This is a genomic window from Algoriphagus halophilus (genome assembly GCF_900129785.1).
Classification (GTDB): Bacteria; Bacteroidota; Bacteroidia; order Cytophagales; family Cyclobacteriaceae; genus Algoriphagus; species Algoriphagus halophilus.
Genome location: NZ_FSRC01000001.1, coordinates 1,643,666 through 1,667,783 on the forward strand (window position 1 = coordinate 1,643,666; position 24,118 = coordinate 1,667,783).

Below are 24,118 nucleotides of genomic sequence, written 5' to 3' on the forward strand. Positions count from 1 at the left end.
ACTATGATTTATAAATTTATATCAGTCGAGCAACCAATTGGTGAATTCTTACTTTGCGTAATTCCTGCAATAGATTTGCTTAATATCTATTCCATTAATAGAAGAGAATATACGGGAGATAAAGGGGAAGGAAATCAACGGCAATTTAGCAGTCTAAGAGTGAAGGAAATTGCAGAATTTGTTAATACTTCAGATAGTAGTTTCCCCACCTCAATTGTAATAGCTCTTGATGAATCTGACTATAAAATTCAAAACAATGAAATCGAGTTAGTTGGAAGAGCTGAAATAATTGATGGTCAGCATAGGATTTTAGGGCTTGATTTGGCTAAGGATAAATATGGTGTTGATGTTATTAATCAATTCAACTTGCCTTGTTTAGTTATGTTGGAACCAACTGAGGAACAAAAAGCTTTTGTTTTCGCAACAATAAATGGAAAGCAGCAAAAGGTGAATTCATCGGTGATTTATGATCTTTTTGGTGTTTCAGATTCAAAAGATCCGTTTACCCTGCTGCATTCCTTAGCTCGAACGTTAAACTTTGATAACTCTCCTTTTGAGGGCCGTATAAAAATGTTAGGTACAAAGACAAACGATAGTGAGAGTTTATCACAAGGGACTTTTATAAAAACACTCATACCTCATTTTTCCAAAAATCCATTAAGAGATAGAGATATTATGAGGAAAAAATCATATTCTGAATTTTTACTAAATTATGATAAGGATTGTATCTTAAGACCATATCTAATTGACTACAATCTAAAGGGATTAGTAACACTTTTTAAAAATATTTTTGGTGCAATTGAGGAAGTATGGCCTGATGAATGGGTGAATCATAATGAATTTATTTTGTCAAAAACTACTGGTTACATTGGCCTAATGAAAAAAGCAATTATTCCAATCTTAAAGCATGGTTTTGAAACCAAAAATCTAAGAAAAGATTATTTCAAAGTCATTTTTAATCAGATGAAGATTGACTTAAATGATACTCCTCTTACTAAGGAAGTATTTAATCCTGGAAGTATTGGTGAGAAGAAAATTGAGGACTTTGTATTGGGAGCATTTAATAAGGTTAAGAATTCTGTTTAACTACAATGGAGTCAAATAAATTCTCTAAGAACTGAACCTCTTCCCTATTCAATCCTTTTTCCTTTGTACCTTCATGAGCTGACAGGTTTCTTAATGAATTAAAGTGAGATATCCATTTAGTTTTTTCAGACTTGCTATTGAAACCGGTTCCTATATCAAATGAAAATTCTTCCTCGAAAGTTTTGAAGGCCGGATCTGTTTCATCTTTTTTTGTCCAATATTTCAAAATAATTGATTTGTAATCATTAATATGAAACATTTCAGTCCAATGATTATTTGTATTCTTTAATCCCTCTTTATAATTCTTCTCATTCTCTTCTTCAGCTCTTTTCAAACATTCTCTTTTAATGCTATTGATTTCAAGCTCCCAATTATCCCCAAATAACTGGTGAGTTTTTCCCAACACAGTATGCTTCATATACTTCTCTATTTCAATTACGAATTCTCTTCCTCTATCTTGAAGATCCTTGTCTTGACGTTCCTTCCAGTCTATTAGAGCAGGTGGTTCATAATCATGGACGGAGTTATTAATAATTGTTTGAAAGGTCCTAAACCAAAGAACATCAGCTCCTGTACCATATTTGCTTAAAAGTTGATCCTCTTCTCCCTCTGGCAAATTCCGTAATCCATTAATCAAAATATCAAAATAGGGCTTCAAGGTCCCAAACCTTTCTGCTGGCGTTGATTTTAAATTAAGGTTTTTTGTCTCAACAGTTTCGTAATAATTAAGACTTCCGATTAAGTTAATAAAAGCATAAGATCCTCTATTGGAAAGAATGAAATACTGTTCACGTTCAAAGATATCTGGATACTCTTCTTCAATGTATGAATAACATAAGTTTAGAAATTGCACAACATTCTTCTTTGCCCGCCTCATCTCAACACCATGTGAATGATTATGAATATCATATAAGCAAGCCTGAGATGTTTCAGCATTATATTTATTTCCTCTAGCAGAGGGCAACAAACCAGACTTCAAAAGTGCGGTTGCTATTGGTTTTGATGAAAGCATACCTTTGTCTTCACCAATACTTACTTTGTTGTATAGTGGTGCATTTACCGAATTGGATAACTCATTAATTATAGCTGATCTTAATGCTTTAATCCTTGAATCAGCCCTATCGGAATCCCAGTATAAATCTTCTTCCAGTGTTAATCTTAAGTCAGCACTAACTGCTTTTTGATTTTCATTAATATCCATGAAGATCTCAAGTTGCTCAGTTGAATCTAACTTGCTGAAGGCTACTACAGGAATTGTATTGCTTAGCTTAAAATCAGAGTTTGCATATCCGTATAACCTGTGTTGTCCATCAATTATATAAGCTATAGCATAGGCATTTGGAATTTTAAGCATACCATACCTTGATCGAGAATCCCCAGATCTAGAAGACCCTTCAAAGTGTATTTTATGCTTTCTTTCTGTAAAATTGACTATGACGGAATTGGGAAAATATCCGCCTTCATTGATGAATTTAGTTATATCCTTTAACCTATTTGGTACTAAGAGCCTCTGATAAGTAGGCATTTCAGATTCATTAGCTCTTGTTCTGTGAAGAACAAAACCCATTTTCAAAAGAATGTGTGGTTCGAGCGAAAACATAAAATAGGTCTTTTTACCCATTGTTCCTTCTATTGCAGGAACTTCAATCTTCTCAGAACTAATTAATTGATCCTTATAAAGCATTCCAAGAAACTGATAATGAGCAGCATCCTTATAATTCTTGATTAAGCTATTTATATAACCAAAGGTATTATCGTTATAATAATATGAGTTGGTTTTCAACAATCTTCCAATCTCTATACTTTCTTCGTCGATCCTTATTTTCCTTGTGGCGTAAATGTATTTTACCTTTAAACCCCTGCCAAAAATTTGATCAATTGATTTTCTGAAACCATCTAATCTTTTCTCTAGTCCTTCGAACTCTGTTTTTAAGGATGTACTCTTTCGTGGTTTTTCACTTGACTTACACTCAATTAGGATAACTGTTTCCTTGTCAATGGCTATAACGTCGATTTGCTTAAGGTCTTCAGGTTCTTTTCCATAAGGTAGTTTGAAGCTATCATCATAATTAAGATATCTATAACCAAGCTCATACAGTTGACACCAAACATCATCTTCGAATTTCTTCGAGTGTGACTTAGGTTTAATTAACCTTGTCTTAGTCTTTAATTCCTTTTGAATCTCCCAACCTTCTTTTAGATAGCCATCAACCAAATTGTGATCGACTGAAAGGGTAAGGTTGGCATTTCTTTTTGACTTATAAATCTTCCCTAACTGAGACAAATCATCAGTAAGTTTAGATTTTACTTGATCAATATCTATTTGCTTCAATAAACTCATTTTCAATGTTGGTGAACAAAAACTCTTCGTATCTACCTCTTTTTGCCTGTTTTCCCCCAATCAAACTTGCTCGAGATAGAGTTATAGGTGGGTTATGGTGGAATATTGTCTGTATATCGTGATGGGCAGCGTTAGTCAGAATATAATATGCTCCCGCATCAATTATCTGTTGTATGAATGTCGACAATCCTCTTTGATCTTCTTCCGAAAATAGATGTTCATTGTATTTAATAAAGCCATTATTATTGTGCGTGATCGTATATGGTGGATCAAGAAACACAAGATCTCCTTCTGTAATTTCATCAGCAAAATCATAGAATGGTCCAGTCGCAAGTTGAACACCTTGAAGTTTTAGAGATGCGTCTCGCAATAAATCTGCTTGGATGAAATCTTTAGTTCTTCGACCATATGGAACATTATATACTCCATTAAGATTTACCCTATAAATCCCATTGAATGACGTTTGATTTAAATAAATAAACTGAGCAGCTTGTTCAATTGGATCATTAAATTGAATCGGTCTTATTTGGTAGTAGAATTCCTCGCTATTTGTAAATGTATTAAGGTGATTAATGACGTCCTCAACATTATCTCTTACCTGTAAATAGGTATTAATCAAGTCGCCATTTAAATCTGATAAGAAAACCTGATTGGTATGATTTAGGTGAAAAAAGATTGATCCACCGCCAAGAAATAATTCATGGTAATTTTTAAAATGATTCAAATTAATGATTGAATCGATATGTTTTACCAGCCATTTTTTTCCGCCGGCCCATCTTAAAAATGGTTTCATTTATCCTCTTTAGAATTATTATAAGATTAAAGCTCTAATGTAACAACTAAAATTAGAATATTGAGCCATTTTATATTTCTAACATCTAATAAATCATTCCTCAATTTTTTCTAAGTTATGTTAACCGCAGAAGTATACAGTATTACCACGATTACCACTCATTTGAGAATATCTAAAGGTAAGGACTTCACTACCAAAGCGGCTATTAGTACCGCTACAATGCCTGGAATTGCCATGGCAATACCGGCCTTTTTATTAAAAGCACCCTCACGTATAAATCGAATTGATGCTGCTGGCATATGGTAAGCACAGGATCCCATCATAAATGGAAATGCCATTTACGGGGACGTCCCTAAAGCAAAAAACATGGTTTAAATTATAAAAGCAGACATTAAATAACCAATATGATTTTCCATAATTTCAAGAGTCTTCAAGGTATTTAACAATAAAAATTCCTAAAATTCTTCTAAAGCCCTCTCCAAGGTTTTGTCCTGGCCGGCAGCCATTTCAGAATTTGTATTCTTAACATAAATCTCCGGAGGTATTCCAACACCTTCAAATGTTTTCCCATCTTTAAAATACGTTTTTTGTGTCACCAGAGAGTAGAACCATCCATTCGCCAGTTCCTTGCCAATTTTTGTGGCAATTGCACCATTGGTGGTGTCTCCAACATGGGTAACATTCGGAAGCGCTTTAAAAGCCATGGTTGCCCTTTCACTAGCGCTAATTGTATATCTGTCTGTAATTAAAACAATGGGTTTATTAAAATATTTTCCTTTTGGATACACACTCCACTCGTATAATTCAGTATAGTCATTTTTACCTGGGCCATTTTTTGTTTTTGAACTAAAAACTAGACGCTCCTCATCTGTAAGTCTTCCAAATTCAGAAAATGCATAGGTGAAATTTCCACCTGAACTGTGTCTCATATCTACAATTAACCCATCAGCAGAAGCGAAATAATCAAGGATGCTATTAATGTCAAACATATTTATGCCAATTGCTTTGATATGCCAATACCCTACATTTCCAAGCCAACCATAAGTATTTAGGCCGTTTCCACTTTTCAAGAAATCGTTTTGCAAGTAATTGCTCTTAATTAGGTCTAGATCAAATAAACCATCATCTATTCTTTGATCAATTATACGGTTGGAATAAAAGACGTCAGAATTTGGGGTGGTAAATGATACGTGACCATCATCCAGTGACCGGAGCATGCTTTTAATGATGTTTATCAATTCTTCATTCGTCGTGGACGATTTAACCTGAGGACGATGTATATCATATTGTTGGTCCCAATCCACTCCCCTTTCCTCAAATGGTGCATATTCCGAATTAAAAGTGCTCCATAAATTTTCAAATATATCTTCTGGATTATTGGCTGGCTCTGGTTCGAAAAATGCATTTTCACAACCCATTGCTGAGAGAATTAGTAAAGCAAAAAGGACTTTATAATAATTTTTCATTTTTCTAGAATTTAAATTTTCCATTGATAAAAAATACATTCTCAATTTGGGTATAATGAGTGGGTGACTGGTTGAAATTCAGTGCCAAAAGATATGTTAATCCGATATCCCATTTTTCATTGAGGACGTAACCATACCTTACATCAAAGTCAAAACGTTGGGAATTTCCCCATGATTCTAATTCTCCATCCTTTACCCTATTTGTAAATTCTTTAATTCCTTTGTGAGAATAGATGTTTTCAAAATAATCATCATTCTGCGCTGCATAGGGTGCGCGGTAGATGTAGGAAAATAAAGGGAGTCCAAGGTTGGATTTGAAATAGTGTTTTTCATTGAGTGTATACCTAAGATTTAGCCATAGGTCAAGCCCAAATGAGATAAACATCGGTGAAGGGGTCAATGTGGGGCCAAAATTGTAGTCTGAGGAATAAATTTGATTCCTTGATTTTCCTCCTACTACGAGCCTCCATTGATTTTTGTCAAGAATAGACTTGCCTAGGGCATAGTTAAAATCTATAAGTTTAAAACTATGCGCTATACCAGTTTCATTCCCGTTATAAAATGAGTTGAAACTGTAAGGTTCAACGATACTTGGGTTGTATAAACTAAACTTAATCTCAGCTAGCTGATCTAACTTTTTTGATCGACTATAAGTCAACAATACATTAATGGGTGCCCACTGTTGGTGGATAAAAGGCGACACAGTTTGGTCTTGCCGCATGATTTGACCCATTCCCCAATTCAAGGAGAACTCATTATGCTTTTCATCTTGGGCTATCAGGCTTGACGTAAAGAAAAATGCGATGAATAAAAAAGTATACTTTTTCATATTTTGAACAATGTGGGTTACGATTCGAATTTGCGATTGTTCAAACCACGAATTCCAATGAAAACAGGTTAGTGTGATAGGCCTTTTCATGATTCTTTCGATAGTTATTAATTGGCATCAATAAGATTCAGTGACCCAGTTACCTTTTGTGTGATGGTAGGATTTCCCTTGTAGGAAATTGTGGCAAGTCCGTCAACCTCAATATCTAGTTCTGTTTCGCAGGAAACTTCTAAGGTTCCTTCACCGGAAATATCTAGAATGGTCGATTGCGTTAAGAGATTAAAATTATTCACTACTGTTTGGCCTGAACTGAATATAGATTGGGAGGTTACCTTACCTGTAAGATTCATCATTGACTTTCCTGAGGTAATGATGTAAAGGTCATTAAGGTCAAGATCACCATCTGATTCTATGATGTTATCGCCATTGGCAATAATATCTTTAAGATCGGGTACTGTAATGGCGATCCAAACACCAAAATTGGTATTGAAACAAGTAATATTGTCTTCATACCCTATTTCTAGTTCTCCATTGGATACTTTATATTTTATGGGTTGCATTAATTCCGGTTCTGCAAACACCGTAACATTTTGAATAGGCCCCTGTTTTATTCTTAGATTAACTGGACCTGAAATTGAAATTTTATCAAACTGGTTTACTGATAGGTCATATTCATTTACTCTTCCCGAACCATTTAAACATAAGTCTTCGTTTTCCTTACACGATAGAAGAATAGTTGTACTGGCTAATGCAAAAAGCAGCCATTTTTGAATGGAGGTTTTCATAGTAGTTTTCATAATGTTGGGTTTTAAATTAAAGATCGATAAAAAACCTCTTAGGTTTGCTTTAATCAATGATTTGTCACCGAAGTCGATAAAAAATATGCTGAAGTCGATGAAGTATTAGGTACTAATCCAACTTCTGAAATTGGCAGCTCTTTTCTGACTAACTTGAATAGTTGCTAAAGCAGGAAAAATTGTCACATCTACTTTCCCATTAGTGCCTGAGGCAAATGATTTACAAGCCTCTCTCCTAATGATAAATTGTCTGTTCGCTCGAAAAAAATGACTGGGAGGTAAGATTTTCTCGAAATGATCCAGATTTTCTGAGAGAAAAAATTCCTCTCCCTCAAAAGTGATTAAGTAAACAATTCCTTGCTTTAATTGGATATAAGAAATTTCAGACACCTGAACAGGTATTTTTTTCCCCCCTTTTCTACCTATAATTGATGGTGTCTTCGATAAATTCACTTCATTGTCCCTTGGAACTCTTACTTTAAAAAGATGAATTACAACAAAAAATAAATTGATAATTAGAATCAGTAAAACCTGAGGGAAAAATTCGTATTTGAAATAATTATCTTTAAAAAGATCCTGATGCCATATAAATTCCCATTGGATAAAAGTGATTAGAATGGATAGAATTACAGGTACTATAATGGCAAATAAAAGTTGATAGATCACCCTCTTAAAAGTCTCCTTAGTCCATTCAAATTTCTTATTTAAAAAAAAGTTTACTCGATCAATAATTTCTAAAATTATATAAACGCTAAGAAACGTCACGAGCATATCCAAATAATGCAAGGGGTTCTTAAACCGTCCAATCCAATCATCCTTACCTATAAGAATAAGGATATTTGCTATAAATAGAGAAATAATCGAATTACGAACCCAACGGTAGCTTGAGGCAGCTTTCTTTATCAAATCAGGCATTTCATGACTAATTTAAAAAAAATATTTTGGTTATATATGGCCTTTTTAGAATAGGCCAACATCACTTTTCCTCCCAATTCCTACTCATTTCCATTGGAACCAACTCAGCTCTGAGCATCACTCCGGAGGTGTATAATGTAACAACGAGTACTACCCATTTAAGAAGATCCAATGGCAAGGATTTGAATACCAAAGCTTCGATTAAAACAACTATATTTCTAGGTATATCCATGACAATGGCTGCTTTTTTATTGTATGTATCCTCACGGATAAAAACCGAATGTAAGGGTGTAATGCACAGGAGCCCATCCATCCTTATTGGTAAAGCAAGATTAGGTGACATCCCCAAGGAAAAACCAAGGCCTTACATGGAGCATATAAAACCTATCCCATCATTATATTATCTTGCAAAAATTTTCTAAACAAGATCATTTATCATGAGGCGAAAAATTCCAGAATCAACGCTGCCAAAACTCAATCGCTCACAATTAATTACTCCTGAAGGCTTTCAAAAATTAAAGGAAGAACATGATCATTTGTGGCGAGTTGAAAGGCCAGACGTTACCGCTAAAGTTGCATGGGCCGCAAGTTTGGGAGATCGTTCAGAAAATGCCGATTACCATTACAACAAAAAACGTCTTCGAGAAATTGATAATCGCCTACGTTACTTGCGTAAGTGTATTGATGACTTTAAAGTCATTGACTACCACCCCAACCAAGAAGGAAAAGTGAATTTTGGGGCTTGGGTAGAAATTAAAAACGAAAAGAAAGGTCTTCAAAATCGTTTTCGTATTGTGGGTTACGAAGAGTTAATAGGTAACAAAAATTATATCTCTATGGACTCCCCAATGGCAAAATCGCTTCTTGGTAAAACTGTGGGAGATGAGGTGATAGTTAAAACCAAAATGGGTGATTTTGTATGGAAGATTCTTAAAATAGAGTACCAAAAGTAGTTTTGCTTATCATAGCAATAAGGAATTGCTTAGAATTAGGTAATGTATAATACACCATTTTTTCTTCGTGTAGATAGATTGGAGTTCTTCTAATACCGTTTTCCTGATTGTAATTTCAGAATAATTCCAAATCACTTTTCCTCCAAATCCATACTCAATTCCTTTTGAACTAATCCTGCTCTCAGCATTACTGCGGAAGTGTATAATATAACCCCTATCACGACCCATTTAAGAACATCCAAAGGCAGGGACTTGACCAGTAAGGCTGCGATTAATACTGCTACAATTCCCGGTATCGCCATGGCAATGGCTGCTTTTTTATTGTAAGCGTCCTCACGGATAAATCGGATGGAAGCAGGTGGCATCAGAAATGCACAGGAACCCATCATGATGGGAAAGGCAACTTGAGGAGACATCCCCAAGGCAAAAACCAAGGCCATACAGGGGGCATACAATCCAATTCCCGCTGTCATCAAAGCTCCTAGGAAAAAGTTACCGATAATTGCGATCGCTAATTTACCTCCCCGAAGACCAATGGCATCTCCCCCACCCTGAATCCAATCCAAGTTTCTTGCAATCATAAACACTGCTGTAATCAACAAGGCAATCCCCATAGTCAATCGAATCTTACGTTCCGAAAGTTTGGAGACCACGCCTGCTCCAATAATGGCTCCTAAGGCTGCAGATACTAGCATTAATATGAGGGTCCAAGCATCTACTTCTATAATAGTAATGAAGATCAAGGCCTGAAAGAGCACAGGAAGGGTATTGGCCACATTCAAAGTCCCTGGCATTACCTTATCTTCTGTTTGTTTGGTGAATTTCAATAAGGCTGTCTGTGGGGCAAAAGCGCCAATGCCCAGCACATCAAAAAAGTTAACCACAAATCCAATGATGGAAGTCTTGGTCCAGCTTACGGGTTCTAACTGATTTTTATGTTTTAAAAAATCCCTTACTAATGCAATGCAAAACCAGCAAGTTAATATGGCAAGGGCAATCCAAATGAATGTGATCATTGTCAGTAAGTTAGAAGTAATTTCATACGACAGCAATAGTTTAATTCAAACTATGAGATTTGAAAAAGATAATACATTTTCCTCTAATTCAGGGATATAGATTTATGATGTTCAATAAAAAAAGTTAATATTCCTCTTACAAAGAGTTTTGGTATTCTAACACTCCAAAGAATTTTCCTATGCCCTATTTTGACTATTTAAGCAATAAAATGAGGATCCTACCTGTGAAATTCATTCTCCTGCTTTTTATGATGCTTTATTCCTCTGGAATTTTTGCTCAACAGCCCTCTTCTCCTTTGGTAGCTTCTTTTGAATCCTACCGGCAAATGAAGGAGGAAACGACCTTTAAATTAGACTGGATTTCCTTAGGCCCCACAGTTAATTCGGCACGGGCAGATATCGTTCAGGTAGATGAAACGAATCCAGGTACCATGTATGTGGGCTTTGGTTCGGGTGGTATATGGAAAACTACCAATCACGGAGTTACATGGAGTTCAATTTTTGATGAGCAATCCTCCATCGGTATTGGGGATATGGAATTAGCTCCCTCGGATCCCAATATCATCTATTTGGGTACAGGAGAAAATTTAAAAAAGCCAAGAAATTTCACCTTACCCGGAACAGGGATGTTTCGTTCGGATGATGCCGGCGAGACCTGGGAACATATCGGTTTGGAGGATTCTTGGTCCATTTCTGAGATAGAGATTCATCCTACCAATCCGGACATCGTATTTGTTGCAGTCTTGGGACATCTATGGACCAAAAATGAAAACCGGGGGCTCTACCGAACCATGGATGGAGGGAAAACTTGGGAGCAGGTGCTGTACAAGGATGAGTTGACCGGTGCCAATGAGGTGCAATTCTCTCCTTCCGATCCTCAAGTCATGTATGCATCCCTGTGGGAAGTGTATCCTGGAATTAGTGGAGAAAATAGTGGGGTGTATCGTAGCAAGGACGGTGGTACTACTTGGGAGCTTTGTACCAATGGATTACCCAATGGTCCAAAAATTGGTCGTATCGGTCTTACAGTTTCCAATTCCAATCCTGATAAAGCCTATGCACTGATTGACAACTTGAACAATGCACGTAACGAAGCCGCAGAATTATATAAGACTATAGATGGAGGGCTAACATGGACGAAAACCCATTCAGGACCTTTCAAAATCTTTCCTGGAATCGGTTGGTATTTCACCGATGTGTATGTGAATCCTGAAAATGACGAAGAAGTTTTTTGCTTGGGAGTGCGTCTGGCGCATAGCATGGATGGTGGTAAGACTTTTTCCTACATCGGAGGTCAAGTAAGCAGGATGAATCCAAGTTTGGCCCAAGGGCTCCACTTAGATCAATGTGAATTATGGATTAACCCAACGAATCCCAATCATCTGGCCTTGGGAAATGATGGAGGGTTTTATGTGAGCTATGACAAGGGATTGACTTGGGTTCATTATAACAATATTCCAACGGGTGAATTTTATGATATTACGATTGATCAGGCAAATTATACCATTTATGGAGGTACTCAGGATGACGCCACAGTATATGGTCCTGCAAAGGAACTTAACACTCGATTCCCTGACCCTTGGAAGTATGTTTGGATTGATCCTTGGGATGGAGGAGATGGCTGTGTAACTCAAATTGACCCGGTAGACCCATCCATTATCTATTATAGCAGGCAACATGGAGATGCCATGCGTTTGGATAAATCAGTTGATGAAGCAGTATCCATCATGCCTAGGCTTCCTGAGGATATAAATGATACCTTGGTATTTAATTATATGACCCCTTATTTTCTATCGAAATATGATCATCAAACCTTGTATCATGGTGGAAATTATTTGATGAAAAGTACAGATCGAGGAGATACATGGGATGCGATAAGTCCGAACTTTGCTGTTTCTTCCGATCCTGGAAAACAATCTTTTGCTACAGGTGATATTGCCCAATCACCCATCAAAAAAGAAGTGCTGTATGCAGGTACTGACCATGGGGCTTTTTGGGTATCAAAAGATGAAGGTGCCACATGGGAAGAAAATTCCATCGGAATTGCCAATAACTACATTCGAAGCATCTCCCCTTCCCATCATCAAGTTTCTCGTGTATATATGGCGATGACCGGAATCAATTACGATGATTTGAAAGCCTATGTTTATGCTTCTGAAGATGATGGGAAAACCTGGAAAAGTATCGCATCTGGTCTTCCGGATGAGCCAGTCAATGTAATCAAAGAAGACCCTAGAAATGAAAATATTCTGTATTTGGGTGGAATGCGAGGAGTCTATGTTTCTATTGACCGCGGACAAAACTGGTCTTATTTAGGAGTAGGGATGCCTGCGGCAGCGGTAGCAGATTTGGAATTTTATGAACCAACCATGGATTTGGTTGTGGCCACTCATGGACGAGGTATTTATAAAACTAACCTTCAACCCATTCATGAAATGCTCAGTCAAAATCTTTCAACTTCTACAGACCATTTCTTTGAGATCCATCCTACTCCTAGACCTTGGTTCAATTCCTCCAGTGGAGACCCTGATTATCGAACAGTTGAAAAAGCTACCTTTTCATTCTGGCTCAATCAACCAAAACGGGTGAATATTTCAATTTTCGATGAGTCAAATAATAAAATCTGGGGGGAAGATTTGACCGGAAGTAAAGGATTTAACCAACTTAGATGGGATTTGGTCGTGAAAAAGCAAAGCAGCGATGCTCCTTACTTTGTTCACTACGAAAGGTTTATTCAAACAGGAAAATATACCGTAAAGCTTTCTTCAGGAGATCAAACTTTGGAACAGACATTTGATGTGGTAGAGCCATCATCTCCTTATTTAGTACGGGATGGATTCTGATTCTTATGATCAATAAAGAATAGTCAGATTTTAAAAGATGGCCCTTAATAAGGGCTATTTTTATTTAAAATCTCTATTCAAGGATTTCAAATCCTAACATGGTGAAATCGTCTTTAAAAGATTTCTGGCCGCTGTAGTTAAGACCAAAGGATTTAATTCTTCCCAAAAGATCATGTATTGGTTGATTCGAATTTTCAATTAAAAATGAAATGAAATCATCCTTGCTCAACATGACATGATCACTATTCCATACCTCAAGAATCGCATCCGTATATAAAATAATTTTGTCCCCGACTTCCAGCCGAATTTTTGATTCTCTATAGTTTACTGAATCACCGCTAAAAGCACCTACAAGAGGACTTTCAGAAGTCAATGGAATCACTGACTTTGAGCTGGGTCTAAGCAAATATCCTTCTGGATGTCCCGCTTGGGTATATGTAAGAGATTTGTCATTTGAATTATAGACCGCATAAAACATCGTAATAAAAGACCCTCTAGGCATTTTATCGTACAGCTTTTCATTTGTTGCTGAGACTACTTTGGCTGTTGAGCTAGTTTGCAGGGCTGCATTTTTAAAAGCAAATGAGGTCATAAAAGTTAATAATGCTGCCTGTATCCCATGCCCAGTTACATCAGCAATTAAAATTCCATAGACTCCTTTCTCAATCTCAATCACATCATAAAAGTCTCCGCCAATTTGATCCATTGGTTCAAAAACTGAGGAAAATCTGATTTTTTCAGTTTCAGGTAATGCCGATGGAAGAATGAAATTCTGAACTCTCCTAGCCTCTTCCAATTCAAAGTTGATTCTATCCTGAAATAGGGCTAAATCCTTATTTGCTGCCTTAAGATTTTTTTGTGTTTCCCTTAATTCAGTAATATCTGATTGTACACCTACATAATGGGTCGTTACGCCATTTTTATCTTTGAGTGGAGTAATGGATAACCTGTTCCAAAAAGGTGTTCCATCCTTCTTGTAGTTGAGTAATTCTACGGTAGTCCGTTCTCCATTTTTGATTGCTTGTCGAATGGCTTCTACTGGTGCTTCATCTGTATCCTTACCTTGAAGGAATCGGCAATTCTTCCCAATAACGTCCTTCTTTGAGTATCCTGTCAATCGTTCAAAACCATCATTTACAAAAACAAGAGGTCTGTCAGGTTGGTCCATGGAGCTAATAGTAATTCCTTCATTTGCCGTATTTGTTGCTTTAATCAACAAATCTTCAAATTCCTTAAATGAAACTAGTTCTTTAGCGCTCATTCCCATCTGTGAACCTAGGTATACCTATTTATTTTATGGATGTACTTCTTAATTCTAAACTAATAATCCCTTTGCTCAATCCAAAATATTCTAATTATAAGGCATAATGACATTGAATAAATAAGAGTGGAATAGTTTAATATTATTTATTGGCAACTGACAATTGTCAGTTAATTAGCTCTTCAATTATATTAAATTGGGTATAATAAATTGGATATAGATAATAACCCATTTTTATTATGAGAAAATTATGTTTTCGAAGTACTCTTCTAATTTTAATATTTCTCATTTGCCAACCAGCTACTGCATGGATTTTTCCGGAGCATCGATTGATCACTTTTCTTGCGATCCAAAAATTAAGCAATGAAAGGAGGATTTCTTTAAATAAGCTATGGTTTGAAGCTAGAAAAGGTAATTCAGACAGACTTACAGAATCAATCATAGATCCAAGTCAAGGGCTTGAACCAACCCAAATTGATTTTGCTACTTGGGCTGGAATAGCAGGAGATCATAGCTGCTCGCCTATAGACATGATGGAAATAATTTTGAATTCAGATTGGATACTAAATGTGGTATCTATTGCTGCAAAATTGGAGGTTAAGATCAATGAATCTAGAAATCTTAGTGAAAGAATCAATTCTTTGCGAGATTCAGATATTAGGTTTCAACGTGCTGATGAGGAATATGCACTTCGGGCTAGCTCAAATAATGTACACTTTCTCTTGGCTCGTAGAGATGTGGATATGGGTGTAGAAGAGTATCTAGAGGATTGTTTGAGTAAAGATGAACCAATGAATGCTTTAGGAGCCTATTCTTGGTTTCATATGTCTGCCATGAATAAAGCCGCTCGATATGCATCCGAAAAACTCTCTGAACAGGAGAAGTCCCAACTTATACTTGCTGCTTTTGCAGACGAAGCTTTCGCCATACACTTTTTAGAAGATTCTTATGCATCTGGACATGTTGCGGGAACTTGGGGTCCTTCTGCAGTTCGAAAAGGAACTCATGATTACTATAATGAGAAAGGACTTGAGGTTCAAACCTGGGATGGAAAGCGTTTCATTTCATTGGGAGATGCTTTTATGCGTCAAGAAGATGTAGAATTTGCGGCAGAAAGTATTAAACTGAGCATTGAACAATTAATTATGGCTGCTACAGGTGAATGGGAATTAGACTATCAAACTGATGTTCTATCTTCTTATAATACTCCTGATACATTGAATGTCTGCACTAATTTTTTGATTCCACAAAGAGTCAATAAGACAGAGTTGGTCGCCACATCCAAAAAAGACTGGAATGATTATCTGCCAGAAGTTTTGATGAAAACACCAGTCCCAGGTTTGGCGGAGGGTTTAGGTGAAATTCCTCGATACAGAACCGAAATGGGAGTTTTTTATGGTGTTTCATCTTCTTTAAATGCTGGTTGGGTCCATGGTGGGTTTGGTGAAAATCAGAATTCCTCTGGTGCTTCTGGAGGTTTAGAGATCAATCTAAGACTGGGGCTTGGTCTTGATGGTGTATTGAATAGATCTGGGGATGGCTTGATTTTTATTCAGGGAGGTTTTAGACAAGATGCATCAACTTCAAATAAGTTTTCTGAAAATGTAGGAACTATTCCCCAAGGCTCTGTTCCATCGGCAATCCCGGGCAGGTCTGCTTATGCATTTAGGCTTAGATTGCCATTTTGGTTAATTCCGGGAGACATGTTGGTTTTGGCTCCAATACTCGCCCTGACATCTCCTAAGACCTTAACGAAAATGGCTGTTACCTCAGCAAATGGAGGTTTAATTCCATGGCAATCTGGAATAGCATCACCCATAGGAAGATTTCAATTTGTCTTGGGAAGAGAGATTGGTGTTTCTTTTTATGGGGCCAAAGAAACAGGTATTTTAATTCCAACTCCTGATGGTATTGTTTACATGTCATATTCATCCACAAAACTTGATTTTCCTGTTTTGGAATACAATCCTTTTCATACATTTTCCAAGAATCAAAGTTCAAGTATGAATATTCAATTTACGGTAGGTGTTGATTTACCTCGAAAAACTTCGGTTATTTTACCGGAGGGTGTGCAGAAACCGAATTTAATACCTGTTTGGAATATAGGGATGCGGATGATCTTTGATTGGAGACGATATTTCTAATAAATTTTTAGTCATTATTTGTCCCAAAAGCTGATATTTCTACCACTCTTTATTTTCAATTAAGAACTAAGAATTATAAATACCTTGGTATTTGAAATAGAGCAGGTATCCTAATCGGGTATTAAACCTGCTAATTTTATTTTATTGATCTTCAAGATTTTCCAGTTTTCAAATGATTTCTATCTGTAAGATTAATATGTCAGACTAAGGATCGAATGTGAAGTTGGTATACTAGTTAAAACACTTCACCCCTAAGGAGCTATAAAGCTCTTTGCTATAATATAGATTTCCACCCTTCATAGTCCATTCGATTTTTCGGATATCGCTAATCTCAGCTAGCGGATTTCCATCTATTAGAATAAGGTCAGCCTGTTTACCAACTTCAATAGCCCCTACTTTATCTGCCAGACCAGTAATTTCGGCTGATTTAATAGTCGCCATTTTCAATACTTCAAAAGCTGGAATACCAGCTTTCACATAAAGTTCGAGCTCTCTATGATATAAAAAGCCTGGTAATCCATCTGTTCCAGGAACAATCGCTACGCCTTGCCTAAATAAATCAGCAACTACTGCGAGCATCTTTTCAAAACTCTCCTTGTATCTGGATACTTGTGCTCCCGCTTTCGGAATCCCTCCTGAATAAAAACTTCGCTGTTCAATGATTGGAAACCTATTTGCAATGGCTTGATAGGTGGGACTAAGTTCACCTAATTGAGAAACGAACATATTTTCAAAAATGGCTACAGTAGGGTCTACCAGAATATTTTTGGATGTAAGTAGTTTTATAAAATCATGATATTCCTGCGACTGAAGGTCAAGATCTGCTCCATATTGGGCAGGCATGGTGAATCGCAAAGGTGTTCGAGTATCTATCGTGTCAGATAAAAAATTAAGAAACAACATATTGATGTGCTGAATCTCATTATAACCTTGATTTATTGCCTGAGTTGCCGTCATATAAGCAGGTATATGACCGCTGACTCGCATTCCAAGTTGATGGGCTTTATCTGCTAAAGGAAGCACCCATTCCGGCTTTATGGAACTGTACAATTTAATTTGCTGGTACCCTAAGTCTTTGTAGCCTTGAATCTCTGCTAAGCCTTCCTCTAAGTTTTCGATGACATTTCTTTGATTGGCAAAAGGCCCAGGACCATCAATTATTCCCGAGTATATGACAATGTTAGGACCGATAATTTCATTCCTTTCGAATTGCGCTGCCAGGCTTTTCAACTGTTTGTTGTTGGCTAAATCCCTTACAGAAGTCACTCCGCCGGCTAAGTGCATGATGCCTCTGAATTTATCATTGTGGGTATGCATGTCAAACATGCCGGGCAAAAGGGTTTTCCCTGTTCCATCAATTATTGTTACCCCCTGTTCGATTGCCTCGCCCCCAGTTTTGAGAATAGCCTTTATTTTTCCCGCCTCAACAATAACATCTTGATTTGAAAGTAATGTGCCTGCTCGCGTAAACACATTCACATTTTGAATGACCGCTTGATCCAACTTATGGGTTAGATTTTGAGCAACCTCTTTGAGACTTTCATCTTCAATATTGTCTTGTATTGCCTTCATCTCAAGGCGCATTCCACTCAAATCTTGTCTTATGATATGTAGATTTCCCGAAATCATACAAACCATTTTGTCACCCATCATCCATATATAAGTGGGGTCAAGTTCTAGTCCTTTTATTACCAACAATTCTACAGATGTGCCATTGGAGAGGGTAAAAGGAATTTTTTTAATTAGTTCAGTGGTACCTTGAGGATAGAGATCAACCTGACCTGTTTCAGATTTCAATATCAGTTGGGCCAGTACTTCATATGTTGCAGGCGAGCCATCATAACGAAAATAGAGTTGATCCCCATTGAAGTTGCCTTGAGTAGTGCCCATCATGTTTTTACTGAGTCCAGTTGATTCCTTACTGGAGAAACTTTCATCGATGGGTACATTTAAATAGTTGAAACCTTTTATACGCTGATTTATTATAAAATTCTCACTGTTCAGGGAAATCTCTTCCTTGTATTTAGGACCTCGACCTCTATCAGTGTAGGTATAGTAATATCCAAAACTCCGATCAGTAGTTTGCCATTTTTTATAAGAACCTGCATTGTTTTCCCTAAAAACCACATCGTAAATGGTCGTGTCGGATTGAATTGATTGACTGTATCCTGAGGATATGCTGACTAGCAGAAAAATCAGTAAGATGGAATAGTTCATATGAAATGGAGAAGGAATAAAGTTCAGGGATAGATTGGAATGAATGCAGGAGGATATCAAGTCTTTAATGTTTCCCGAAAATAGCGAAGCCAGTTTTGCCCAAGAATTTTTTCAATATCTCCTGTGCTAAAACCTCTTTTATCTAACGAACTTGCCACGTTGCGATATCGGTCTGTCGTATCCAGTTCGGGAATCCAAGGTGGCCATTGAACTTTATAAGATGATTTGAATCGAGTCAGGCGTGGAACATACCAATTTTCGCGTGTTGCTCCAGAAGCCTGTAACCCTTGGATGGGGAAGTCTGAAGCCAATCCCACATGATCAATTCCCCCTATTTTTACAGCATGCTCTATATGATCCACATAAGTCTCCATGGTAGTGTTTACGCCTAAATTCGGTCCGATCATATAGCCTAAACAAATAATCCCAATGACCCCGCCTTTATCGGCCATAGCACGAATTTGAGCATCTGTTTTGGCACGCGGATGATCTTTGTGTAATGCCTCGCACATAGAATGGTTGATTGAAGCTCCATTTTTACTGAATTTAATGCCATCATTGGTGGTTTGTGAACCACAATGCGAGAGATCTATTATAATCCCAAGCTCATTCATTCGTTCTACTACCTCTATCCCATAATCGGATAGACCTGCATTGGTCCGCTCAGTACAGCCATCTCCGATTAAATTACGTTCGTTGTAGGTTAATTGCATCCATCGAGTTCCGGCTTGATAAAGGGTATCTAAATTAGCAATGGAGTCTCCAATGATGGAAGAATTCTGAAAACCCAACATGACAGCTACCTTTTTCTCTTTCTTTGCTTTAATGAAATCTTCTGCGCTGGTGGCCAGCATCAATCGATCTGGGTTTTCTTTGACACGACGTTGCCAATCCTCCAAGTTTTTGAGCGCATTGGCTAAATTCCCTGTATCTAAAGAGGCGTTGAAACCGGTATAACCGGATTTTTGAAGGGCCTCAAATGAAGCTTCATTCCAGTTGCGGGCAATGACCAATCCATCATAAACAATTGCTTCGTCATATACTTTGTCAATACTGTCAGCAAGTCTCATCGATTTAGATAGGTCAGATGATGGATTGGCAGCTGCAACAGAATTTAACCCAGTGGTCTGTCCAATTAAAAATTGTTCTGACAAAACTCCACCCAGGGTTAAAATCTTAAAAAAATCCCTCCGTTTGATAGGCATGATTGATAAATGGTTGGGTGATGATTTTATTACCTAAAGCAAACTACAATTTTTATCCATATTTACCTTTTCAAAAAGATGTAAAATAATAGCTTCCAATTAGTTAGTGATTGCTTTTTGCTTATTAAACAAGGGACTCTCCCCTAGAAATCCACCTAACTTGCCCAGGGCTCTATTAAGAAACCTTCTTTAACTTAATTTTCCCTTCTGCTGTCCAAACAATCAACATGGCATCGCCTTGATCTGTGCTGATGGTTTTTGAGTAGGCCCCCTTTGCCAGGACTTGCGCACTGGTACTATTAGGGCCAAGAAACATGATGTTTTCCCCTTCAGACCAAGTGATGTAATCCCCTTTATTTCCTGCGTCAATACTAGGGGATCTACCCGTACCAATCTTAATTTCTTGTTCCTCTGGTTGTGCTATAAAAATCTGCCCATCACGCTGCCAAACTGTCGCAATATTGTCTTGGTTGATCACCCGAAAACCTCCCCCGTCCATGGGACAGCCATTGAGTTGCCAAGTGTCCTGACCGAGTTTTATTGGACTGCTAAAGCTATTTCCATGATCTTTTGAAATGGCTAAATGTAAGTCTCTTGAACCCTTTAGGTTATTGCGAAACATGATATACAATTGATTATCTTTATCCGCCTGAATAGTGGGCATGCAACATTCACAAACGGATCCATCGGGCGAGGCATAAACCAATTGGCTATTACTCCAGCTTTTTCCTCCATCTGTTGATTTCGCTATATATATTTTCCCTTCCGGTGCTTTTCTTTTGGAATTCTTGGCTCTAAACGCCCGGTAAGATTCCATGTCTTTTGCTTTGATGGCTTTTCCATCCTTATCCAAAACTACCCAATACATGTTTCCATCTTCTCCAGGATATTGTCTAATGGATTCTCCTCCTTCTGGCATTTCCCCTAGCTCAGCCATGATTTCTTCTTTACTGAGCTCTTTTGGGATGCTTTTATCTTTGGAGGCTTCAAGTTCTGTTTTGCCTTTGCTGTGATCCATTTCAGGCATAACCGATCTAGTGTCTATCCAGGTAGCAAAAAGATTTCCTTGAGTATCTGCGGTGATATCTGCAAGGCTTTCTCCCGCAGATCCCTTGATATCATTAACTTGGAAGGGACCTTCCCAAGTACCATTCCCCTTTGCTTTCCTGTAGGCAAGTAAATCTCCTTTTTTCGTCGGAGCTACAATTGAATAATAGTCAGTACCCATCGCCAACTTAGGTCCACATGACATACCAAGAAACATATTTTCCAAGGTCCCTACTTTGTCTGTGTTAAATGTGTTGCCCTCATCCGAAGAGAATGCAAAATAGATGTCTTTTCCATTTCCATAAGTGATTCCAAGATTTCCATCAAGATCTTTAGACATAGCAGGTTGATCTCCTTCTTCAGCTAACGTAACAATGGGTTTGTCTTCTGGGCTCTTGCAAGAAGCCAATAGACCGAATAGGATAAATGGTAATATAAGTTTGTAGTGATTCCAATTCATGGGAATTAAGTTATCAATATTTATTAATTATTGGAGCGACTGATACCTCCATTTGTGAATTCCTTTTTTCGAACTTAAGCGATGCCTTCAATGCCTTCCGAACTTCAGGTAGGTGGAGTAGCTTTTGGAGCCTTGATAAAAGGGATAAAGTTTCTATTTCTTAGACTGAATGATTGTTGTCCATCCATTGATTTTTATAAGTTTGAAAAAATAGAAATATCTTAGCCCCTGCTTTTGACCCCAATCCATGTTTCTAGCCGTCCTTTCTGAAATCAGTACCACTTCGTGGATTCTTAGTTTTTTAGCCGCTTTTGTAATTGGAATGTCCAAAGCCGGCATCAAAGGAATTGCCATTATCAATGTGACTTTTATGGCCATTGCCTTTGAAACAAAACAATCTACAGGGATTGTATTGCCACTTCTGGTTGTTGCGGATGTCTTTGCTGTCATCTATTACAATCGGCATACGCAATGGAGCTACATAGCCAAGTTCCTTCCTTGGATGATTTTAGGAATATTTCTGGGAAGCTGGGTGGGAATGGATCTCCCAGAGAAAGCCTTTAAATATGGAATGGTACTACTCATTTTCCTGATCTTGGCTATTATTATTTGGTGGGATCAAAAAAAAGAGAAAACAGTGCCTACCCACTGGGCTTTTGCCAGTGGAATTGGAACTTTAGCTGGATTTACAACGATGGTGGGAAATTTGGCTGGACCAATTTCCAATATCTATTTTCTAGCCATGAGACTGCCTAAAAATCACTTTATAGGTACTGCTGCCTGGTTGTTCCTGATTATTAATGTATTCAAATTACCTTTTCACTTTTTTGTCTGGGAAACCATTTCCAAAGAAACCCTGCTATTGGATCTAAAGTTGATTCCGGGCATTATACTGGGTTTTATTCTTGGAATCAACATTGTTAAAAGGATCAATGAGGCATTTTTTAGAAAAATGATCTTGGTATTGACTGCTTTAGGGGCAATAATCATCCTGTTTAAATAAATAACATATAGGAAGGTTATTCAATAGGGAAATTCACACAATTCAATTCCTTTTCACATGCAGGGAATCTTAAGGATTAATTGGAATTTACCTTTCAAAACGCTTAAAAAACGAATCCTCATTCCAAGTTGGCCTGGTTTCCGAGGTATTAATCAGATAACTATTCATAAACTGAAGTTCAACATAAGTTTTGGCCCCTTCGAAATTAAAGCTGGCTCCAAGTTCGTCAGAGGGTTTATGATAAATCTGGCTCATCATATGGGTGATTGCCGAGTCCAATCCTGTCGGAGAATCTTTCGTCTGAATACCGAATTTCATCCTTAAAGCTGGAATGCCTGCTTTTACAAAACTGTAATTATCACTTCTGACGAAACGAACCTCCTCTGGCAAATGATCCTCATCGATTTTTAATCCTAGCAAACTCGTAGATCGCTCCACTATTTTCATAATGCTGCTTTGCTCTGCTCCTAAAGGTTCCACGGAAACCAAGGGACCGACCATTGTCGGCATATCAGTATTAACATTGGCGATAATGCTTTCAGCAGGCACTACCGGATTTTCTGCCAGGTACAATGATCCCAACAAGCCCATTTCTTCTGCGGTTACTGCAGCAAAGATGACCGAACGCTTAGGTTTAGAAGGTAACTCGCTGTAGAGCCGGGCAATCTCTAGCATAGCACTGATCCCCGACGCATTATCATGAGCTCCATTGTAAATCGAATCACCATTCACAGGAGTTCCCACTCCTACATGATCCAAATGTGCCGTATGAATGACGTATTCATTTTTTAATTCAGCTCCTTCCAAAACTCCAACAACATTGGAACTTTCAAATTCTGAAAAATTATTTACAATTTTTCCTTTTAAGAAAATAGTATTGTTTGGCTGCGTGACTTCACCTTGAAGGTATTTTTCCAAAATAAGATCTACATCATTAGCTGTGATTTTTCGGATAAATTCCCAATCGAAATAACCTCCGAATTTCATGTTTCCATAGTTGGATCGACCGGCAAATTCACCATCAGGCATTTTTACACTGACAATACCACCTTTTGAATAGCGATCATAACTTCCCTTAAAACTACCTCTCCCTTCTGGGAAAGTGGTAAAAATGATTCCTAATGCCCCCTTTTCACTTAAGGTATTAATCTTCGTATTGGTATTGCTAAAATGTGCACGTTCTGTGGCAGGCAATACATCTGGCCCTCCGTTATAAATGACTACAATTTTGTCCTTTACTTCTAGGTTTTCAAAATCATTATAACCAAACTGTGCAGCATCTATACCATATCCAGCAATCACCAATTCTCCTTCAAATTCTAGTTCGGGTGAACTCGAGTTTCCAAGGAAAAAGTAATCCATTCCTACTTTCGCAGTATCCTGATTATTCAGGATAAGGTAAGAGGAGCTTTCATCGATGATGGATTTCCTGAAAGTCATAGGTTGTAAATAGCTACTTCCCTCCTTATTTCCCAGCGGCTTGATACCCAAAGATTGATACTGATCAATCACATATTGCATAGCTTCTTCATATTCAGGAGTTCCTGGCAATCTCCCTCTTAAACTATCGTCGGAAAGTACTGCTATATGTCTCTTGATCAGATCTGCATCCGCCATATCTGCATAAGAAAGCAATGCCTGGTCATCTAGGATAGCAGGTTTACAATTAACGAGTAGTGTTATTAGGAAAAGAAAAATTAGGGAGTTTTTCATAGTAAGGGGATAAACAGTTAATCTTCAAA

At 37.5% G+C, this 24,118-nt stretch carries 19 protein-coding genes; 5 read left to right on the forward strand and 14 right to left on the reverse strand.

Annotation, left to right across the window (positions count from 1 at the left end; translation table 11 throughout):
• Positions 1-3: 3 nt before the first annotated feature.
• A complete protein-coding gene (locus tag BUR11_RS06945; protein WP_074224059.1) occupies positions 4-1,086 on the forward strand; it encodes a DGQHR domain-containing protein in 1,083 nt (360 codons plus the stop codon).
• Here BUR11_RS06945 and BUR11_RS06950 read toward each other — a convergent pair.
• The 8 genes from BUR11_RS06950 to BUR11_RS06985 all read right to left on the reverse strand — a co-directional run bounded on the left by BUR11_RS06950 (position 1,070) and on the right by BUR11_RS06985 (position 8,570).
• Positions 1,070-3,427: a DGQHR domain-containing protein gene (locus BUR11_RS06950; RefSeq protein ID WP_074224060.1), complete on the reverse strand. Its 2,358-nt coding sequence runs from the start codon at positions 3,425-3,427 to the stop codon at positions 1,070-1,072. The two genes, BUR11_RS06945 and BUR11_RS06950, sit on opposite strands and share 17 nt — an antisense overlap.
• On the reverse strand, positions 3,399-4,220 hold the full coding sequence (locus BUR11_RS06955; protein WP_074224061.1) for a DNA adenine methylase: 822 nt from the start codon (positions 4,218-4,220) through the stop codon (positions 3,399-3,401). Before BUR11_RS06955 ends, BUR11_RS06950 begins: the two co-directional genes overlap by 29 nt.
• 158 nt (positions 4,221-4,378) lie before the next feature.
• Entirely contained in the window at positions 4,379-4,558 is a 180-nt protein-coding gene (locus tag BUR11_RS06960; RefSeq protein WP_074224062.1) for a hypothetical protein, read from the reverse strand.
• A gap of 117 nt (positions 4,559-4,675) precedes the next feature.
• Complete coding sequence (locus BUR11_RS06965; protein ID WP_159439209.1) at positions 4,676-5,686, reverse strand: S41 family peptidase; 1,011 nt, start codon at positions 5,684-5,686, stop codon at positions 4,676-4,678.
• A gap of 4 nt (positions 5,687-5,690) precedes the next feature.
• Complete coding sequence (locus BUR11_RS06970) at positions 5,691-6,515, reverse strand: hypothetical protein (protein ID WP_074224064.1); 825 nt, start codon at positions 6,513-6,515, stop codon at positions 5,691-5,693.
• A gap of 107 nt (positions 6,516-6,622) precedes the next feature.
• Entirely contained in the window at positions 6,623-7,312 is a 690-nt protein-coding gene (locus BUR11_RS06975) for a GIN domain-containing protein (protein ID WP_084560885.1), read from the reverse strand.
• A 105-nt stretch (positions 7,313-7,417) separates the two neighbouring features.
• Positions 7,418-8,227, reverse strand: coding sequence for a LytR/AlgR family response regulator transcription factor (locus tag BUR11_RS06980; RefSeq protein WP_074224065.1), 810 nt, complete (start codon positions 8,225-8,227; stop codon positions 7,418-7,420).
• Positions 8,228-8,288: 61 nt separating this feature from the next.
• Positions 8,289-8,570 (reverse strand): hypothetical protein, encoded by a 282-nt coding sequence (locus tag BUR11_RS06985; RefSeq protein ID WP_074224066.1) that lies wholly within the window; start codon positions 8,568-8,570, stop codon positions 8,289-8,291.
• A gap of 94 nt (positions 8,571-8,664) precedes the next feature.
• On the opposite strand from BUR11_RS06985, the gene greB reads away from it, so the two are divergent.
• Complete coding sequence (greB, locus tag BUR11_RS06990; RefSeq protein WP_074224068.1) at positions 8,665-9,180, forward strand: transcription elongation factor GreB; 516 nt, start codon at positions 8,665-8,667, stop codon at positions 9,178-9,180.
• A 131-nt stretch (positions 9,181-9,311) separates the two neighbouring features.
• Here greB and BUR11_RS06995 read toward each other — a convergent pair whose 3' ends face one another.
• A complete protein-coding gene (locus BUR11_RS06995; protein WP_074224069.1) occupies positions 9,312-10,196 on the reverse strand; it encodes a sulfite exporter TauE/SafE family protein in 885 nt (294 codons plus the stop codon).
• A 224-nt stretch (positions 10,197-10,420) separates the two neighbouring features.
• On the opposite strand from BUR11_RS06995, the gene BUR11_RS07000 reads away from it, so the two are divergent.
• Complete coding sequence (locus BUR11_RS07000; RefSeq protein WP_159439210.1) at positions 10,421-13,039, forward strand: VPS10 domain-containing protein; 2,619 nt, start codon at positions 10,421-10,423, stop codon at positions 13,037-13,039.
• Positions 13,040-13,112: 73 nt separating this feature from the next.
• Here the strand turns inward: BUR11_RS07000 and BUR11_RS07005 are convergent, their stop codons facing one another.
• Positions 13,113-14,300, reverse strand: coding sequence for a PP2C family protein-serine/threonine phosphatase (locus BUR11_RS07005; RefSeq protein WP_074225159.1), 1,188 nt, complete (start codon positions 14,298-14,300; stop codon positions 13,113-13,115).
• 239 nt (positions 14,301-14,539) lie between these two features.
• Here BUR11_RS07005 and BUR11_RS07010 point away from each other — a divergent pair, with 239 nt between their 5' ends.
• A complete protein-coding gene (locus BUR11_RS07010; protein WP_074224072.1) occupies positions 14,540-16,444 on the forward strand; it encodes a hypothetical protein in 1,905 nt (634 codons plus the stop codon).
• 231 nt (positions 16,445-16,675) lie between these two features.
• On the opposite strand, the gene BUR11_RS07015 is transcribed toward BUR11_RS07010, so the two are convergent.
• The 3 genes from BUR11_RS07015 to BUR11_RS07025 all read right to left on the reverse strand — a co-directional run bounded on the left by BUR11_RS07015 (position 16,676) and on the right by BUR11_RS07025 (position 21,373).
• Entirely contained in the window at positions 16,676-18,661 is a 1,986-nt protein-coding gene (locus tag BUR11_RS07015; protein ID WP_074224073.1) for an amidohydrolase family protein, read from the reverse strand.
• A gap of 56 nt (positions 18,662-18,717) precedes the next feature.
• Positions 18,718-19,866: a dipeptidase gene (locus BUR11_RS07020; protein ID WP_074224074.1), complete on the reverse strand. Its 1,149-nt coding sequence runs from the start codon at positions 19,864-19,866 to the stop codon at positions 18,718-18,720.
• Positions 19,867-20,041: 175 nt separating this feature from the next.
• Entirely contained in the window at positions 20,042-21,373 is a 1,332-nt protein-coding gene (locus BUR11_RS07025) for a sialidase family protein (protein ID WP_074224076.1), read from the reverse strand.
• A gap of 247 nt (positions 21,374-21,620) precedes the next feature.
• Between BUR11_RS07025 and BUR11_RS07030 the strand changes: the two genes are divergently transcribed.
• Complete coding sequence (locus BUR11_RS07030; RefSeq protein ID WP_074224077.1) at positions 21,621-22,376, forward strand: sulfite exporter TauE/SafE family protein; 756 nt, start codon at positions 21,621-21,623, stop codon at positions 22,374-22,376.
• Between the two features lie 87 nt (positions 22,377-22,463).
• Here BUR11_RS07030 and BUR11_RS07035 read toward each other — a convergent pair whose 3' ends face one another.
• Complete coding sequence (locus BUR11_RS07035; protein WP_074224078.1) at positions 22,464-24,089, reverse strand: M28 family peptidase; 1,626 nt, start codon at positions 24,087-24,089, stop codon at positions 22,464-22,466.
• Positions 24,090-24,118 lie beyond the last annotated feature (29 nt).

What these genes read in the sequence shown, in the direction of transcription:
- BUR11_RS07005 (WP_074225159.1), bottom strand. Translation starts at nt 14,300, where the DNA reads ATGAGCGCTAAAGAACTAGTTTCATTTAAGGAATTTGAAGATTTGTTG.
- BUR11_RS06970 (WP_074224064.1), bottom strand. Translation starts at nt 6,515, where the DNA reads ATGAAAAAGTATACTTTTTTATTCATCGCATTTTTCTTTACGTCAAGC.
- BUR11_RS06960 (WP_074224062.1), bottom strand. Translation starts at nt 4,558, where the DNA reads ATGGCATTTCCATTTATGATGGGATCCTGTGCTTACCATATGCCAGCA.
- BUR11_RS06985 (WP_074224066.1), bottom strand. Translation starts at nt 8,570, where the DNA reads ATGTCACCTAATCTTGCTTTACCAATAAGGATGGATGGGCTCCTGTGC.
- BUR11_RS06945 (WP_074224059.1), top strand. Translation starts at nt 4, where the DNA reads ATGATTTATAAATTTATATCAGTCGAGCAACCAATTGGTGAATTCTTA.
- BUR11_RS07030 (WP_074224077.1), top strand. Translation starts at nt 21,621, where the DNA reads ATGTTTCTAGCCGTCCTTTCTGAAATCAGTACCACTTCGTGGATTCTT.
- greB (WP_074224068.1), top strand. Translation starts at nt 8,665, where the DNA reads ATGAGGCGAAAAATTCCAGAATCAACGCTGCCAAAACTCAATCGCTCA.
- BUR11_RS07015 (WP_074224073.1), bottom strand. Translation starts at nt 18,661, where the DNA reads ATGAACTATTCCATCTTACTGATTTTTCTGCTAGTCAGCATATCCTCA.
- BUR11_RS07020 (WP_074224074.1), bottom strand. Translation starts at nt 19,866, where the DNA reads ATGCCTATCAAACGGAGGGATTTTTTTAAGATTTTAACCCTGGGTGGA.
- BUR11_RS06995 (WP_074224069.1), bottom strand. Translation starts at nt 10,196, where the DNA reads ATGATCACATTCATTTGGATTGCCCTTGCCATATTAACTTGCTGGTTT.
- BUR11_RS06980 (WP_074224065.1), bottom strand. Translation starts at nt 8,227, where the DNA reads ATGCCTGATTTGATAAAGAAAGCTGCCTCAAGCTACCGTTGGGTTCGT.
- BUR11_RS06950 (WP_074224060.1), bottom strand. Translation starts at nt 3,427, where the DNA reads ATGAGTTTATTGAAGCAAATAGATATTGATCAAGTAAAATCTAAACTT.
- BUR11_RS07035 (WP_074224078.1), bottom strand. Translation starts at nt 24,089, where the DNA reads ATGAAAAACTCCCTAATTTTTCTTTTCCTAATAACACTACTCGTTAAT.
- BUR11_RS06975 (WP_084560885.1), bottom strand. Translation starts at nt 7,312, where the DNA reads ATGAAAACTACTATGAAAACCTCCATTCAAAAATGGCTGCTTTTTGCA.
- BUR11_RS07010 (WP_074224072.1), top strand. Translation starts at nt 14,540, where the DNA reads ATGAGAAAATTATGTTTTCGAAGTACTCTTCTAATTTTAATATTTCTC.
- BUR11_RS07025 (WP_074224076.1), bottom strand. Translation starts at nt 21,373, where the DNA reads ATGAATTGGAATCACTACAAACTTATATTACCATTTATCCTATTCGGT.
- BUR11_RS06955 (WP_074224061.1), bottom strand. Translation starts at nt 4,220, where the DNA reads ATGAAACCATTTTTAAGATGGGCCGGCGGAAAAAAATGGCTGGTAAAA.
- BUR11_RS06965 (WP_159439209.1), bottom strand. Translation starts at nt 5,686, where the DNA reads ATGAAAAATTATTATAAAGTCCTTTTTGCTTTACTAATTCTCTCAGCA.